Consider the following 17677-nt stretch of genomic DNA (forward strand, 5'->3'; position numbering starts at 1 on the left):
AATATATCACACATTTTTACTAATAATTGTCTATTTACAGAATCTTTACACATTCTATACACTCGCATTAAAATTCTCTTCATATATTTGATATGATTAATTGGAAGATAACAATAGAAAAGGTGAATGATGTTGAATCCAAATCAAATTGTAACTTTAAACATGCTATTAACGAGTGATATACATGGTACTGTTTATCCAATTCACTACCAAGATAACTCGCAAGCAGAAATTGGTTTAGCTAAAATTTCTACTCTTATAAAAAAAGAACGTTTCCAAAATACAAACGTTCTTTTAATTGATAACGGTGATTTCATACAAGGAACACCATTTACTTATCACTACGCTACATACGAAAAAGATAAGAAAAATCCAATGTCCTTATTAGTCAACTATTTACGTTACGATGCTGCAGTTATTGGTAATCATGAATTTAATTATGGAATGGATGTACTAAATAATGCTATTTCCACTGCAAATATCCCGTACCTATCAGCAAACATTTTAGATAAAAACGGAAAAGAACCTTATTTCGGGAAACCATATAAAATAAAACATATTGAATCAAATATAAAAATTGCTATTTTAGGGGTAACAACACATTACATCCCAAATTGGGAACAACCCCATCACATTAAAGATTTACGATTTGAAGATGCATTAGAAACAACAAAAAAGTGGGTTTCTTACATCCGTGAACATGAGAAACCAGATTTACTAGTCGTATCCTATCACGGGGGATTTGAACGTGATTTACAAACTGGAGAACCTACTGAAGTTTTAACAGGTGAAAATCAAGGATATGCAATGTGTCATGAAATTGAAGGGATAGATATTTTACTAACAGGCCACCAACACCGAGAAATTGCTCAAACAACGGATACTGGTGTAACAGTTTTACAGACCGGATGTAATGGGCACTCCGTTGGAAAAGTAACCGTAACCTTCGAAAAAATGGAACAGACGTGGGTAAAAAAAGAAAGTTATTCAAAGTTATTGACGGTGCAAGGAATTGAGGCAGATCCAGCTGTTCTTTCCTTAGTATCTGATTATGAAGAGAATACACAAAAATGGCTTGATCAACCTATTGGAATCATTCATGGGGACATGCAAATTTCAGATGTTATGCAAACTCGTTTGCAAGACCATCCATTTATTGAATTTATAAATAAAATACAAATGGATATAGCTAACGTTTCAATTTCTTGTACAAGTTTGTTTCATAATGCATCTCCAGGTTTTCCAAAACATGTAACAATGCGGGATATCGTTTCTAATTACATTTATCCAAATACATTAAAAGTTATTCGAGTGACTGGAGCAGATATAAAAGATGCTCTCGAACTCTCTGCTACCTATTTCATATTAAATGAAGATGGAAATATAATCGTTAACCCTGCATATATAGAACCAAAGCCTGCACACTATAATTATGATATGTGGGAAGGGATTTCGTACGTATTGAACATTTCAAAACCAATTGGTGAAAGAGTAGAATCTTTACAGTATAAAGGTACTTGTCTTCATTTGGAGGAAGAATATGACGTTGTTATGAATAATTATCGTGCAAGCGGCGGAGGGAATTTCTTTATGTTTCAAAATAAGCCGGTAGTAAAAGACATACCAACAGATATGTCTGAACTTATCGCTAACTATGTATTGAAGCACAAAAAGATAGAAGCAACAGTCAATAACAACTGGAAAGTTATTAAATAACGAATTTAATAAATAAAAAAGATGGGCTTCGCCCATCTTTTAATTTAATTTTGCATTATCTTGCTTTTTTAAAGCTTTTAATTTCGTCGGTGTAACATCTGTACCTTCTTCGTTAACGACTTTAATTCCTTTAAGTTCGTTTAACATATTTTGACGAAATCCTTTTAAATATTGTTCACGTAGCGATTGACGCTCACGTTGTTCTTCTTCAGTTAAACCTTCAGCTTTTGCTTTTTTCGCTAAGAAGTTAATGCGTTCAACGAGTTCGTGATTAATCATCTCGAATCCCCCTTCTAATCAAAACTGATTATTATCATACAATAGTTACTCTTCTTTATCAAGCAATTGCTTTGTATACTCTACATATCTACGGTGTACAGTCGCCTTTGAAACATTATGACCAAATCCACGAAGCGTTGCCGCAATTTCTTCGAAAGTAAGTTCACTTTTGCGTAAGCGCACAATTTCCTCAATTGGCACCTCTTTTTTCTCTCGGCCTACGCTTAAATGACGGTTCTTTAAATTATTTTCTGGACGATAGCCCTTTTCTACTGCGCGTTGCATGCCACGTTTAATTTTCAAGTTATGAATCTTTCTTTGATACTCTTCCACAATCCCAATTATATCTAACACCATCGAATCAGAATCAGAAAGCTGTAATTCACCATTATGAGTATGTGTATACACATTTATTCCCTCTTTATGTAAACAGTGCATTAATGCAATCTTCGCATTCCCCCTACCAAGGCGCGTTTCATCTTGTATAAGTAGCACATCAATTTGTTCGTCTCGAATCGTATCCAACACTTCTAATATACCGTCACGTTCAATTGTATATCCACTAGCTTGCTCTTCAATCACCTTTATAACATTCATTTGATAGCGCTCAGCTAAATGCAATAATTCATCTTTTTGACGTAATAATGATGTTTCCTGCGCTTCTTTTGTTGTACTCACACGTGCATAAATAATTGCATTCATTTTGAACCCCTCTTTCTCACTATATTTTCCCTCTAGTGTAACATAAATCCGCCTTTTGTTCGAACTTATGTTTGTAGAATGTTTTTTCACATGTTATACTTATTAATAAGAAAAATGAAAGAAAACGAGGTGTTAGAAAACATGGAAAAGTTAACGAAACGCCAGCAAGACATTCTCGACTTTATTAAGCTAAAAGTACAAGAAAAAGGATATCCACCTTCCGTACGTGAAATCGGTCAAGCAGTCGGCCTCGCTTCTAGTTCTACAGTGCACGGACATTTATCACGACTAGAAGAAAAAGGATATATTCGACGTGATCCAACGAAACCACGAGCGATTGAAATTTTAGGTGTAGACCGAATCGATACAGAAACACAATCTGTTATTCAAGTTCCAATCGTCGGAAAAGTTACTGCTGGATTACCGATTACAGCGGTCGAAAGCGTAGAGGAGCACTTCCCACTTCCAGCTAGTATCGTTTCTGGATCAGATCAAGTGTTTATGTTACGTATTTCTGGGGATAGTATGATTGAGGCTGGTATCTTTGATGGGGATTTAGTCGTAGTTCGTCAACAACAGTCTGCATACAACGGTGAAATTGTAGTTGCTTTAACAGAAGATAACGAAGCAACTGTTAAACGTTTCTATAAAGAAAAAGACCATTTCCGCCTACAACCGGAAAACTCTTCATTAGAACCTATCATTCTAAAGCAAGTGTCAGTTATCGGAAAAGTAATTGGCGTATATCGTGATTTACATTAAAAATAATAAAAGAAGATAATTACCTCATTTATATAAGGTAATTATCTTCTTTTTGTATTTTGATAGATTTCCATGCATTCTATTTCTTATTAACGAGTTTCAATCGTCACATCTCCAGCAGCTGTTTTACCGCTAATCTTTTTACTCCCATTACCAATTGTTATATTTTTATTTTCTTCATTAAAAATCGTCACGTCTCCAGCAGCGCTTTGTCCAGTTATAACTGCATCTTGTGGTTTTTCCAATAAAGTAATATCTACATCTCCAGCAGTTGAACTTGCCTCTACATCATACTTAGGATCATGATCAATAATATCTACATCTCCACTAGCCGTTTTCGCTGTTACTTTCCCTATTACTTTTTTAAAATTCACCTCACCAGCTTTTGTAGATCCCTCCACACTCTTAGCCGTTACATGTTTCAAATCGACTTCTCCCGCAAGTGTCTCAACACTTACACGGTCACTTTTCACATCACTGATTTCTATTTGTCCAGCGGATGATTTTATTTTTATCTCTTGGTAAAGACGTTCGGGTACAAATATAGTCAATGTAGGCGTTTGAAATCCGAAATTGTAAAATGAAAAATCAAACGAATCAGCCTTTTCTCTTCCCCCTATAATTTTTAATGCGTCACCATCTTCAGCAATACGAATTTCCTGTTTCCGTATATCTCCGGATTGCTTTACATAAAAAGAGGAATCCGGGGATTTTTGGATAATAACATCTCCAGCATTCAAATCGACTTCTACGTTTTTTAACGCTTCGTTTTTAATAACCTCTTCCTTGTTTCCTTCCTCTACATTTGCTACTGCTTTTTTATATGTTTGTGAAATCCCTATTACTCCAACAATGATACAAGCGATAGCTACTAACAATATTTTTTTCATCATCTACTCCCCTTTTATCATTTTGAAGTTCCATATTACATAACGTACGCATAACCTTTTAAACCACTTCGTACAATAATAAGCGATAATACATAACAACAAACCCACTCCAACAAACGTTATACTAACGAAAAGATCTAACCATATAAAAGTGCCCATAAATACTTTTACAATAACGAAAAACGGTGTCACTACACTAGCAATACCACCGACCCAAAAGGAAAATATAAAAGCGATAATTGCAACTAACGGGCCTAACACAATAATAAAATTAAACAAACTAAGTCCAATCGTTGCCATAACAGCTCTTGTCACATTTGAAGTCGATGGATCTTTTTTCATCTCATCAAATCGATACATCGCAAGTAAGTCTTTCGCAATTGCTTTCGGAGAACCTAGCCCTTTTATTATTTCCGATTCAGTTTTCCCCTCTTCTATCCCAAACTGAAAGTGCTCTTCATAATCAAATAAAATATCTTGTCTCTCTTCTTCCGATAACTTTCTAAGCTGATTCGATAATTCCTTAAGGAACTGTTCTTTATTCATCCCAATTCACCCCTTCAATAATTTCTTGTACCCCTTTCGCAAAATCACGCCATTCTGTTACTAACAAATGCAGTTGCGTCTCCCCTTGCCCAGTTAATTGATAATATTTACGAGGTGGCCCCTCTGTAGATTCTTTTAAATACGTTTGAAAATATCCTTCTTTCGTTAAACGACGTAACAAAGGATATACTGATCCTTCCGATATTAAAAATTTATTTGAGATTTGCTGAACAAGTTCATAACCGTAACAATCCTTACGTTTTACAAGTGCCAATACACACAGTTCTAACACACCTTTTTTAAACTGAACGTTCAAGGACAATCCCCCTTTCTCATTTCAGTACTGTTCAATACACGGTACCTAATTTATCCATAATATACCACTTGGTACTGTTTATTGCAAGGTACTTAATTATATTCATCCCCAAATTTTAGAAAACACACAAATAAAAGCCCGAATAAGATCTTATTATAAAACTGACCATTACTCGGGCTTTTATTCGATTCGAACTGTATGAACACAAAACTTCATTCACTCTTGCTCCTCTATGAACCAACTTCCATTTGTGAGCCCAATAAATTTCGAAACACACCTTTTCTCTCCTTAGCCAATTGATTAAATTCACCTTTTTGTACAATTTCACCTTTCCCTAACACAATAACTTGATCTGCGTTGCGTATAGTAGATAAGCGATGTGCAATAACAACGATAGTCATCGTTCCTTTCAATCTTTCTATTGCTGATTGAATTTTCACTTCATTCTCAGTATCTAACGCACTCGTAGCCTCATCTAATACTAAAATCGACGGTTTTCTTAAAATGGCCCGAGCTAATACAAGTCGCTGACGTTCACCACCTGAAAGCCTCACCCCGCGATCTCCAATCAACGTGTCAAGCCCATTTGGAAGCATTCGTACAAATTCAGTTGCTGCCGCAAATTCTAATGCAGACCAAATTTGTTCTTCACTTGCATTCGAATCAATCATCAATAAATTTTCTCTTATACTAGCATTAAATAAGAACGGATCTTGTGGTACATAGCTAATAGCCCGCCTTAATGACAATAAATTATCAGTTGTAAGAAGAGTACCATCTATTAATACTTGACCTTTTTCTGGTTGGATTAATCCCATTAACACATCAATTAATGTACTTTTTCCAGCACCAGAATGCCCCACAATGGCCGTCATACTATTTATCGGAATTTGCACATTAATATTTTGAAGTGCATATAAAGATTCTTGCTTATTATAACGAAAGTACACATCCTTACACTCAATACCTTGTTTTATACAAATCGGCTCTATATGTTTTTGCTGATGTATATCCTGCATTTCAATCGCTTCCTTACATTCCTCTTGCAACTCCCATAATGACTTAAAAGCAGGAATACTTGCAGCCAGTTGTTCTAAATTTGATTGAATTGTCATGAATCTCGGCCATAGTCTGGAAAAGATGAGGATGATTAATAGTAATTGGGTGGATTGCGCTTGAAACATACTTACTGATAATAATAAAAAAAATGCAATTAATATAGCCATTGAAACTTTATAAAACAATTGAGAGTTCGATCTTATTCTCATATACTCCATTTGCTCATTACTCATCTTTTCTGTTATAGATTGTAACCAATCTAAACGTGATGATTCCAAAGTATTACTCTTTATATCTTTAATTCCATTAAAATGATCTGTTATACCAGAAAGATAGTCTTTTGCCAATTCTGAGGTCTTACCGCCTAATATTCGTGCTTTTTTTATAAAAATACGAGAAGCTACCAAGAATAATAAGCCAAAGACCAAAACAAATATAGTTATTTGAGGAGATAATAAAAACGCAATCCCCACCTGTATAAATGTAAACAGAATAGCAGCTAACAATTGTAAAATTAAATTAACCCCATAACTTACACGAGCTAATTCTGTAGTTAATATATTTATTAGATTTGTTTTCCTTTTCTCTAGAAAAAAACTCCACTTTGCTTTTAAAATCATACTATATGTTTCTATTCTTAATTCTCGTACAAAAGCTTGTTGCGTTCTCGCATCCCTTAGCGTTATATTTCTTTGTAGTAAATTTTGACCTAACACTATTATTATATATATACCTAAAATAGAAGCTAGACTTGTTGTTTTAGGAAAATCCTGCAAAAATCTAGAGACAGGTGCAATAAAAGTAGTCTCTTCGCCTATATTAATTATTCCAGTCATACTTATCATAGGAATTAATAAAATAATACCTATCCCTTCAAGTAAACTTATTAAAACCATACCAAATAAATTCACATACAGTATGTTTCCCGCTGAAGAATATAATTTCTTCATAAAATATATAATATGATTCATCGATGTTCCCCCTATAACAAAGCAAGCTTCTTTGTTTTCCTCCAAAGACATAAAAACGGACGTAAAGGAAAATATAAAAAATGAAGAAATTTAGGTAACGGTAATGTTTTTGCATCAATTGGATAAGGATATAATTGGCTCATAATATATAAAATCTTTTGCCGATGAGACATTAGTGAAAATAAATGTCGACTATGATAGATAAATACTTCTTCTGGGACAGGTTCGGTATGCAAATTTATCATTTGCTTGAAATAAAACAGCGCCTCTTGAGCTAACTGCTTTGAATGTTTTTTCGCTACTAATTCCATCATCCTTTCATCTAGTCGTACACCTAGCAATTGAGCTGCTAAAATTAATGCTTGTCCTCCTAAATGAAGCATGTGATATTTTCTCATTAACTTATAAATCTCACTCCAATTAAGTTCTTGATCGACAATTTTTTTTATATCTACTAACCAGCGTAATCTGGACCAACCATGTCTAGCACCATGAGATACCAAAAATAAAAATAAATCTTCCTTTCCTAACATATATACAGAATTACTCGTAAGGGTACTTTTTCTCTTTCTCCCCCAAAGCTCTTCAAACCCAGGTTCCTTACCCGGTCCGGGGTTTAACCTCCAATGAATTTCAACTTTGATCCGCTTTATTGGATGCAAAAATGTTATATGATGATGCCTCCATTTCCAATCATTTAATATCGTTTGAATATAATCGTCTTTTACATACCCCTGCTCTAAAAGTAGCATTTCTACTTTTTCTAAATTTTGCATCGGAATTAGAACGTCCAAATCACAGGATGTTCGTAAAGAAATATCCCCATATAAGTCCTGAGATAGTACAGGTCCTTTTAGAAAAATCATACGAATCTCATTTTCATTACTTAGTTTATTTATTCGTTCCATTTCAGCACTTAAATAAAGCATTTGAAATGTATTTTTTTTATATTTTCTATTCAAGGTTTGTACAATATGTGAAGGAATTAGTTCCTCATCCACCTGTTTAAGTTTTTGATATATCACCGGATAAACGCGATGATGCACAGCTTGCTCAAGAAATACCTCCCAATCAATATCCGAAAACCATTCATTACTGTAAGTTTGCACTGTTTCGTCATCTTGTAACTTCAAAATTGCAAAAAGAAGTTTCAATTCCTTAGACATGAACTCTACATTAAGACCAAAATCTTTCTCCATTTTATTCTCCTTTAATAATGTCCTCACTTAGCCTCTTTGCAAATGATCCAACGACAGTAAATTTCTCCATTCCTTCTGATCCAGTAACATAAAAAGAACCGCTCCGTAACCATGCATGCGCAATTAATTCCCCATGACTATCCTTAGCAGTTCCTAAATAAAGAGTACTCTCAATGTGACGTTTTTCGAGCATTTTCATCCCAGCTATAGCTTTAACAAGACACTGACTTTCCCAAAAAGTATAACGACTCATAATAGAAATAGCTTCAGACACCTTCTTTAGTGTATCCCCGTGTGGCTGAATTTGGGAAACTGATGTTTCGTTCATGTAATCCCCTAAAGAAGGTGCAACTTTGGAAAAGGTAATACTTTTTAGTACACGCGCCCACCCTAAAAAAATAAAAGCCTCTAAAAATAAAAGCTTTGTTTCCATGTTCAGCGATAAAAATACCCTTAACCTTTTCACAATATTCATTAATCCCTTCCTAACAGTTCTCTTGAAATTACGAATCTATCTATTAGATTGATCTTTTATTTGAATTAAACCTTCTTGAAATAAACACTCTAAAAAGGACAGAACTTGCTCTTCACAATCGCCCCGTTCAATGTTGTACTTTGACAACAATGTACTGACGAGTTCAGTAACCATAATTGGAGTTTTTATTAGTTCCCAAATTTCTCCCCCTGTTTCTCCCAAATTATAATATTTCCCTTTTTGAACATTTAGCATTACTTTTTCCCCATCCATATCACTCACAATATTCTCTTCACTTTGCACAATCTGACACTCTAGAGAAATTCTCTCTGTATACATCATCTATTACTCCTCCTCCGTGTATAGTTTTCAATATAATTGATACAAGTTCATGCGCTGTAAACCTATTATTTGGACGTTTCAAATGAAACATATCTACCTTGTTTATCACATTTGTAGAAGTAGTGAAATGCCACTCTGTCAATTTTAATTGCGTAATTAAAAACTTACGAAATGTGTGAAAGAACAATGTGCGCAATCGTTCAAGTCCTTCAATTCGAATCAACTCAACACTCTCATCCTCTGTTTTCGTTAACTCAATAACACCAGCAAGAGGTAATGGTTCAGAGAAAAAATGAGATTGTACAGGCACAGCATACTTTGTTTCTCGCTCAAACAATGGATTATAACTTGCCGTTCCCATTCCAAAAGCATTCAAACTCTCCGCCCATAATTTTTGTTGCGGATAAGATGGAATCACAATTGGAGTCTTATCTGACGAAACTGTCACAGCAATTACATCATCACTCAAAATTTTGTATCCTTTACTTAAAAAAGCCGCTGCAAGAGTTGATTTACCTGCTCCTGAATCACCTACAAAGGCATAAACTTTCCCATCAATATTTATTGCACTACCGTGTAATGGTAATATTCCCCTTTGGATTAGTAAGGCACCCATACAAGTTCCAAGTATATAAAGACGGATCTTATCTTCACAAGCGTCCTTCATTGGTGAAACAAATATTTGCTTTCCTCCTTGTATAGAAAATATAGCAGTATCAGGTATACGAATCATAACTACGTTTTTATCAACTACAAAGTTTTGTTTTGCGCTAGCAAGTTCACTCCACTTCTGAGATAAATCAGTTAATCGAATTACAATTTCTACATTCTCTTCTTGTTCATTAATTTGAGGTAATTCCGGCAATTTCATTTCACTCAACACTCTTAACCCAAAAACTTTATATACATTTTTATTTGTAGTTTCCATCAACTCTCTCACTCCAAATAGCTTTCAAAATTTTTATAAAAACCCCTTATACTTTTACTGTATAAGGGGATAACAATGTGCATCCTAATTGATAAATTAGCTATGGTGAATCATTTCATCAACATCTGGTTGGGCAGCATCAGGTATTTTAATACCCGGTCCAGCCATTGTCATATTGATATCAAGCACTTCCAATGTAGGCATTGTCCAATCTTTTTTCATGATGTCACCTCCCTTCAAATAATTTTTTTCATAAATCGATACACTATTAAACTACGCATTAAAATTCGAAAATCTAAATCAAATGCATATTCTGGATGGGGTTCTTCTTTAATCTTAGAAATCGCAGTTCTAATAACCTCTATATCCAAGTATTCTGAAATTATAGGATCCTTACTAAGCTGCTCAAGCTCTTCAATAAATTCACTCCATTGATGCGCCATACGGTAAACACCATCAGAACCTTGAACACCTCTAGTAAGCTGGTTCAACCTTACTTTATCAGGCAAGAATTTTTTTGTTGCTCTTCGAATTAGTGCCCGATCTAAACCATTTTGAACGTATTGCTCTTCTGGAACAGCTAAACAAAATTGAACAACCCGTAAATCATTCGTTGGATCGCGATCCCATAAAGAATAACGCAATGATAATTTGGATCCATATGCACCAGTTATGCTCCAATAATATAACTGTTCAAATTGCCTTTTTTTTATTTCATATACATCTGTTATAGAGGTTCCTGTTATATCAACATCATGCTCTAGAAGTTTATCGAACACATTCATTCTATTTGCAAATTCTGGATTAATAAATCTCGGGAAAACAATTTGATTTTTTGATGAAGATATTCGATTCAAAAACGGAAATGCCTTTTTTTTCACTACTGAAAATACTCGTGATTTCTTTACACCAATATTTCTACTATACGAATATAGTTCTTGCAAAAAGCGACGTAAATTCATCTTTTTCAAAAGCATAGCTTGATAGTCCACAGCTGGGCCCCATGACACCGTCCAGTTTCCTCTCTGTCCGTTTAAGAGTACTCCAATTCCTTGTAACCGTGCCTCCTCATAGATTCCCCTAAGCCAAAAAGTATTCTCGAAGAATTTATACGGCATCTCTAGAATTTCAAGCCACTCATCTATTTCTGATAGAGGACTTCTTCCTTCAAAATCCAAATAATGCTCCTTAATATTTCCTACATGCTGTACAGTTGATTGAATAAAAGGTCGTTCATCAGCTATTCTACTTCTATGTGTCCAATCTACAAAACCCTTTACGGGGACATAACTATATGTATGTAGACGTTTATTTGCTGCTCTTAAATCCCGTGCAGCAAAGCTAGCTACAGAACCAGAATCAAGTCCTCCACTCAAATGAGCCCCTACTTGATGATGAGTACGTAAACGTGATCTTATCGCATTTTGATACACTTCTAAAAACGCTTCTTCATACTCTTCATTTGATTTGAGTTGAAGCCTTTCTCCAACGATTGGTGTATTGTATCTCGATAACTTCACTTTCCCATTTTTCACAATAACAGAATGGGAAGGTGGGATTTGCTCAATAGTTTTATATACCGTTGAAGAAGGATCTATCGATTCAAAATTCACCGGGATGGCTAAAAATTCAGCAAGCCACTGCTCATTCAGTTTTTTCTCAACATATGGTAGAGTAAATAACGGGTTTATATTAGTGCAAAAGGCAAACTTTTCCTCACCACGATAAAAATAAAGGGTTCGGCTTCCCGAAAAATCTCTGGCTCCAAAAAGGGTTTGCTTTTTCTCATCCCAAATCATAAAGGCAAAATCGCCTACCAAATATTTTGGAGCCGCTTCCCCCCATTTCTGATAAGAGAGTAAAATTAACTCACTATCTGTCATGTTTTTTCTATCTGCATAATCCACTTGTAATTTTTCAAACAACTCATCACGATTATCAATAATAGCATCTGCTGTAATTGCCAGTTGTTTTTCATAATTATAGAAGGGTAATTGTTCACCAACTGACTCTGGTGTAATCCATTGTGCGTGACATCCTAGAAAAACGTTTTCTTTATGCCATATTTGAATATCATCAGCAGGGTACTTTTGTAAGTCATTCATTAATCGTGTGCCATGTTCAATTGATACAGGTTCATTATTAAAGTGAATAATGCCAGTTATAGCGCTCATTTTTCCCCTCCTCTTATACAACAAGTTACTGCAAATGTTTTTTTATTTATTTCATGCAACTCACCTATTTGTTCTTTTTAAAGAACAAATAGGTTTTTCAACACCTAATTGATTACATTCTCTGATCCACTAATGAATCGGGGTATAGATATGTTAAAGTTATCATTATATTTTCTCTACGTCAATCTGATAATGGTAATTATAACCAAAACATCCCCGTTAAAGTTCATTATAATGAACTTTAATATAACAAATATATGAGTCCAACATTTTTTATTCTATTTATTTCTCTTTGAATTATTCCATGTTATATAATGTTTATAATAGCCTGAATAACTCTCCGCTGATCCTCCTCCATCATATTGGACCCCGAAGGAAGACAAATCCCCTTTTCAAATAATCTTTTAGATACATCATTATCTTTCTGATGAGAATAATACTTACTTTCTTTAAAAAGCGGCTGCATATGAAGCGGTTTCCAAGTTGGACGTGCCTCAATATTTTCTTCAGCTAAGATTCTCAATAATTTTTCAATAGAGATTCCGGATTCCTTTTCATCAATCATCAAGGTTGTAAGCCAACGATTCGAGTGCGTATTTTCTAATTCAGGCATAAAATAAAATCCCGGTATGCGAGATAATTCTTCGTAATACCGTTTGAAAATACATCTTCTAGCCCTCACTCTATCTTCTAACACCTCTAATTGCCCTCTCCCAACACCAGCTAAAATATTACTCAATCTATAATTGTAACCCACTTGACTATGCTGATAATGGGGTGCTGAATCTCTTGCTTGAGTTGCTAAAAACTTCGCTTTTTCTATCGCTTCCATATCATTAGAAACTAGCATTCCACCACCTGAAGTAGTAATAATTTTATTTCCATTAAATGAATATATTCCAAACTTTCCAAACGTACCGCTTGCTTTTCCTTTAAATGTAGAGCCAAGAGATTCCGCTGCATCCTCGATTATAGGAACATCATACTGATTACAAATTGAAAGGATTTCATTGATTTTAGCACTCTGCCCATATAAATGAACAACAATAACGGCTTTTGGCAACTTCCCTTCTTTATCAGCATTATGTAGCGCAGTTGCTAGCGCTTGCGGTGACATATTCCATGTTTCTGGTTCTGAATCAATAAACACCGGTTCAGCTCCCAAGTAAATAATAGGATTTGCACTTGCTACAAAAGTAAAACTTGAACAAAATACTATATCTCCTTTTTGGACATCTAATAATCGTAAAGCCAAATGAATAGCAGCAGTACCCGAACTGACTGCAGCTCCACCTTTAACACCTACAAATGATGCAAGTTCCCTTTCAAACCCATCAACATTCGGTCCAAGAGGAGCAATCCAATTTGTATCAAATGCATGTTGAATATATTTTTGTTCATTCCCACTCATATGTGGAGAGGAAAGATAAATTTTCTCCTTATTTTTTATCATCATTCTTCATCTCCTCTTAATTTACTACATTAATAACTTTTGCTGGAATACCAACAGCAGTACAATTAGATGGAAAATCATTTATGACAACAGAACCAGCTCCAACAATCGACCACTTACCAATTTGAACACCTGGAATTATAGTAGCTGATGCTCCTATATGTGACCCCTCTGCTATAGTGACAGAACCTGTAAGTGTAGCATGTGGTGAAATATGAACAAAATCATCAATTATATTATCATGTTCTATTATTGAGCCCGTATTTATTATAGTATGGTTACCGATGAAAGTATCCGCATTAACAACCACATTTGGCATAATTACCGTTCCGTTTCCTATATAAGCATTTGAACTTATAACGGCTGTTTTATGAATTAAAGTAGCATATATGCTACTTTGTTGATTTAATATTTCTGCAATTCTCCTTCTTATTTTATTATTTCCTATAGCAATAACGAGCTTTACATCATGAAAATTATTGATAATTTCCCTTGCATCTGCAATTGCTCCAAAATAAAGATTATCTACAATATTTATACCTGTATACAAATCATCTAAATAACCAACTATTTCATATCCTTCATTTGATAAGATTATATCCCTCACAACCTTGCTATGCCCACCACACCCTATTATCAAAATTTTCATTTCCCCTCCCCCTTTATTTCTATTTTCCCTCCAGTAAATCTCTCCATTGTTACATGCCCTACATGATTTATTCCCTCTGTTTTAAATACTTTCAATATTGTAAGTACAATTATTTTCAAGTCTAATAAAAACGAACGATTCTCCACATACCATACATCCAATTCAAATTTTTCTTCCCAGGTAATCAAATTCCTACCATTTATTTGTGCCCATCCCGTAATTCCTGGTTTTACATTATGCCTTTTAGCCTGTTTACTAGAATATAGGGGTAAGTATTCCATCAATAATGGTCGTGGACCTACTAAACTTAAATCCCCCCTTACAACATTAATAAGCTGCGGTAACTCATCTAAACTATATTTTCTAAGAATTGCCCCAAAATTAGTCAGTCTATTTTGATCCGGAAGTAATTCCCCATTACTATCCTTCTTATCTAACATAGTTCGGAACTTATAAAGATTAAACGGTTTTCCATGTATTCCCGGACGCTGTTGTTTAAACAGTACAGGAGATCCTAATTTCAGCCTAACTAAGATTGCTACTACTAGAATAGGAAGCAAACATACAAATAATAACAATAAAGAAATACATACATCAAAAATTCTTTTCATGTACTATCCTCCTTACTCATTCATGTTTAATACTCCTAACACTAAGTAACTTTTGAAACTTTATATGTAATTAAACAAAACAAGGGGTAACTAAAGTTAGTTACCCCTTGTTTTGTCTAATTACGTCATCTATCATTAATTCTATCTCATCAAATAGTTTAAACATAACTAGCTCATGTGAATATTTCCATGCGGTATCACTATTTACTTACGAAGGATCTGTTATTCTATTAGTTCCTATAACTTTACACGTACGGATCAAAGACGCCATTAATATAATTATCTTTTTTTATATGTTCATCCCTTAACTTTATAATTACTGTGTCCACAATATTATCTTTAAAAATCAAAGTGATTGAGGGTGAAATCTGATTTGCATTCATGCCTATCATATTTTTATTTGACCTAAATATATTATTTTCTATTAACATAAACTCACTCATAAATGTTTCATTCCAAAAATTAATTATACTATCTGTCGATTCCGAATTAAGGTATTCAAATGCATTATTATTAAATTCTATTCTTCCTCCAATGTCCCATAAAAAAAATGCTGAGCCCCATCTTCCCCCTCTAAAATTACTATTTTTCACTTTTAACATCGCTATCCTTTGAGAAGACTCTACGGTAAAAAGATTATAAGCATCCCAACTAAATGAACATCCGTTAAACTCATATTCTGCTTGAGGTGTTTTTGTAACAAATGATATTGTACCACTGTTCTCAAAATTACATCCTGTATATACTCCTGGTGGTAAATTCGTAATGATTCCTTGCGGGTGTTTCGTATCTATAAAAGAAATATTATTTAATCTCCATCCATTTTTCATACCAGGTGATACACCTGTCAAACTTGTACCCTCTACAGCCCCTCCTTTAATAACACAATCTGATATAGTTTGCGGTTCTGCTGAGAAACCAATTATTGAACCTAACTGTGAAAATGAATGAAATAAATCTTGATCACTAAAAAATTCACATTGGTTAACTTGAATACAATATGCTTTATCTCTTCCCATTAACAATGCGCTATTATGAAAAATACAGTTACTAATAAGCGCTTCTTTATCCCCTTGATCTATCGTGACTCGAGTAGCATACATTTGATTATTCGTAAAAGTTACTTCCCCGCTTAAAACACAGTTTACTTCTCTTAAGTGATTATAGTTTATAATCACTTTCTCTACATTTTCGCCTACTACTAATGAATTATTCACTAATTTATTTTGAATAATATTAATATACCTACCACCGACTACAACAATGTTATATCCCTGATTATCATATATGTTATTACGCTCAATGTTTATATATTGATTTAATCGATATCCATCTTCAATATCTATTGCTCCCTGAGGTGCTGTACCTTTCATTTTGTAAATTTCACAATCTCTAATATAAATTTGTTTCGCTCCAGATACGCTTACCCCAAGCCTTCTACAATCATGTATTTTACACTTCTCAACAAATACATTTTTAGAGAATTCCGGAATTCTAACAGTTATTTTACAACCGTTTTCCGTAGGTATTGTACCTTGGTGAAGAACTATTTTCGCATAATCTGCTTCTTTTGGAACACTCACTTCTTCAAAAAACTTTACTCTCTTAGTAGCCGTTACAAAAGTATTATCAGCTCTATAAAATAACACATCATATAATTCTGTGTATATCTCTAAACCAGTTCCACCATAGCCATCTCCATACAACCCGAAATATCCCCATTTTATAATGCTATCATGATGTAAATCTATTTTTAAATTCGATCTAATTTTATTATCATCTACTATTAGGGAACCATTGACATCACTAATCCCCCCCACTTCAAATGTACCAGCAAAATCATATTCTCCAATTTGTCCCCATGTACTTTCCATTGCTATACCATCGCCAGTACAATTTAATATTTCCATATTATCTATTGAAATATAATTCATATTACTCCCCTCAGCAGGAGTCGTATTTCCTACTTCAATTCCATATCCCCATTCATGAGTATGAGGAATCGTTGTATAATCGTGTGTATCTTTATCCCCTTCAATCCTTCCATTTGTAACTCGAGAAAACTTTTGATTTCTTTGATATCGTACGATTGCATATTTAACTAATCCATTACTTCTTATTTTTAAAGTTGATCCACCTAAATTTAAAGTCATAAAGCTTTGTGGCTCAATTGGAGTATTTTCATCAATTAAATATATCCCCATAGGTAAAACAACTTCTATAAATCCTTGTTGAGATGCCCATAATAATGCATTATTAATCCCTTTAGAAGTATTATCAGCGTCCGTTCCATCATTTTTAACATTCCATCTTTCTAATTCAAGAAAATACGTGCCCGAAACCACATTAGCGGCTTCTGTTTCTCCAATCAGTGATTTACTAGACTTAAAGTTATAGAATCCCTCCAATGTATTACTTTTGATTTTACTTACTAAACTCTCGAATTTATTCTCTGTTGATACTTTAACATTTCCTTTTCTCGTCCCAATAAACAATTCACAGCTATCTGTACAAAAACAAAATTCCCCTTCGCTTAACACAGGAAGATTCCTTTTCAAAACACATGTCACCTGAAATTTCGCCATAATTTGTATATAACCTCCAT

Annotated in this window: 18 protein-coding genes; 2 read left to right on the forward strand and 16 right to left on the reverse strand. The window is 34.1% G+C overall.

All coding sequences use genetic code 11. The annotated features are described in order from the left end of the window. Positions 1 to 132: 132 nt before the first annotated feature. Positions 133 to 1716, forward strand: a complete 1584-nt coding sequence (locus COC96_RS20720) for a bifunctional metallophosphatase/5'-nucleotidase (protein ID WP_098266989.1) — start codon at positions 133 to 135, stop codon at positions 1714 to 1716. A 39-nt stretch (positions 1717 to 1755) separates the two neighbouring features. On the opposite strand, the gene COC96_RS20725 is transcribed toward COC96_RS20720, so the two are convergent. Continuing rightward, positions 1756 to 1995: a DUF896 domain-containing protein gene (locus COC96_RS20725; RefSeq protein WP_000607015.1), complete on the reverse strand. Its 240-nt coding sequence runs from the start codon at positions 1993 to 1995 to the stop codon at positions 1756 to 1758. 45 nt (positions 1996 to 2040) lie between these two features. Further along, a complete protein-coding gene (locus COC96_RS20730; protein ID WP_097902832.1) occupies positions 2041 to 2697 on the reverse strand; it encodes a YneB family resolvase-like protein in 657 nt (218 codons plus the stop codon). Positions 2698 to 2838: 141 nt separating this feature from the next. Here COC96_RS20730 and lexA point away from each other — a divergent pair, with 141 nt between their 5' ends. Further along, complete coding sequence (gene lexA, locus COC96_RS20735) at positions 2839 to 3459, forward strand: transcriptional repressor LexA (protein WP_141536102.1); 621 nt, start codon at positions 2839 to 2841, stop codon at positions 3457 to 3459. Positions 3460 to 3548: 89 nt separating this feature from the next. On the opposite strand, the gene COC96_RS20740 is transcribed toward lexA, so the two are convergent. The 14 genes from COC96_RS20740 to COC96_RS20800 form a co-directional block, all read right to left on the reverse strand. Beyond that, positions 3549 to 4352, reverse strand: coding sequence for a DUF4097 family beta strand repeat-containing protein (locus tag COC96_RS20740; RefSeq protein WP_098266988.1), 804 nt, complete (start codon positions 4350 to 4352; stop codon positions 3549 to 3551). Further along, complete coding sequence (locus COC96_RS20745) at positions 4353 to 4895, reverse strand: DUF1700 domain-containing protein (protein WP_098266987.1); 543 nt, start codon at positions 4893 to 4895, stop codon at positions 4353 to 4355. Next, entirely contained in the window at positions 4888 to 5211 is a 324-nt protein-coding gene (locus COC96_RS20750) for a PadR family transcriptional regulator (RefSeq protein ID WP_141536100.1), read from the reverse strand. Before COC96_RS20750 ends, COC96_RS20745 begins: the two co-directional genes overlap by 8 nt. A 230-nt stretch (positions 5212 to 5441) precedes the next feature. Then, positions 5442 to 7241, reverse strand: coding sequence for an ABC transporter ATP-binding protein (locus COC96_RS20755; protein ID WP_098769284.1), 1800 nt, complete (start codon positions 7239 to 7241; stop codon positions 5442 to 5444). Between the two features lie 11 nt (positions 7242 to 7252). After that, positions 7253 to 8440: a nucleotidyltransferase domain-containing protein gene (locus COC96_RS20760; protein WP_098769285.1), complete on the reverse strand. Its 1188-nt coding sequence runs from the start codon at positions 8438 to 8440 to the stop codon at positions 7253 to 7255. 1 nt (position 8441) lies between these two features. Further along, a complete protein-coding gene (locus COC96_RS20765) occupies positions 8442 to 8915 on the reverse strand; it encodes a lasso peptide biosynthesis B2 protein (RefSeq protein WP_098266983.1) in 474 nt (157 codons plus the stop codon). 36 nt (positions 8916 to 8951) lie between these two features. Further along, complete coding sequence (locus COC96_RS20770; protein WP_002199629.1) at positions 8952 to 9257, reverse strand: lasso peptide biosynthesis PqqD family chaperone; 306 nt, start codon at positions 9255 to 9257, stop codon at positions 8952 to 8954. Beyond that, positions 9208 to 10188: an aldolase gene (locus COC96_RS20775; RefSeq protein ID WP_098266982.1), complete on the reverse strand. Its 981-nt coding sequence runs from the start codon at positions 10186 to 10188 to the stop codon at positions 9208 to 9210. The genes COC96_RS20770 and COC96_RS20775 overlap by 50 nt, the downstream gene beginning before the upstream one ends. A gap of 93 nt (positions 10189 to 10281) precedes the next feature. Then, positions 10282 to 10407: a paeninodin family lasso peptide gene (locus COC96_RS27310; RefSeq protein WP_141536099.1), complete on the reverse strand. Its 126-nt coding sequence runs from the start codon at positions 10405 to 10407 to the stop codon at positions 10282 to 10284. A 14-nt stretch (positions 10408 to 10421) separates the two neighbouring features. Continuing rightward, on the reverse strand, positions 10422 to 12359 hold the full coding sequence (locus tag COC96_RS20780) for a lasso peptide isopeptide bond-forming cyclase (protein ID WP_098266981.1): 1938 nt from the start codon (positions 12357 to 12359) through the stop codon (positions 10422 to 10424). 307 nt (positions 12360 to 12666) lie between these two features. Beyond that, on the reverse strand, positions 12667 to 13812 hold the full coding sequence (locus COC96_RS20785; RefSeq protein WP_098267140.1) for an aminotransferase class I/II-fold pyridoxal phosphate-dependent enzyme: 1146 nt from the start codon (positions 13810 to 13812) through the stop codon (positions 12667 to 12669). Between the two features lie 16 nt (positions 13813 to 13828). After that, positions 13829 to 14461: an acetyltransferase gene (locus COC96_RS20790; RefSeq protein ID WP_098769286.1), complete on the reverse strand. Its 633-nt coding sequence runs from the start codon at positions 14459 to 14461 to the stop codon at positions 13829 to 13831. Then, positions 14458 to 15072: a sugar transferase gene (locus COC96_RS20795; protein ID WP_098769287.1), complete on the reverse strand. Its 615-nt coding sequence runs from the start codon at positions 15070 to 15072 to the stop codon at positions 14458 to 14460. Before COC96_RS20795 ends, COC96_RS20790 begins: the two co-directional genes overlap by 4 nt. A 245-nt stretch (positions 15073 to 15317) precedes the next feature. Further along, positions 15318 to 17657, reverse strand: a complete 2340-nt coding sequence (locus COC96_RS20800; protein ID WP_098266978.1) for a right-handed parallel beta-helix repeat-containing protein — start codon at positions 17655 to 17657, stop codon at positions 15318 to 15320. Positions 17658 to 17677: the final 20 nt, after the last annotated feature.

Origin of the sequence: Bacillus cereus (assembly GCF_002577405.1) — a bacterium.
Lineage (GTDB): Bacteria > Bacillota > Bacilli > Bacillales > Bacillaceae_G > Bacillus_A > Bacillus_A cereus_AU.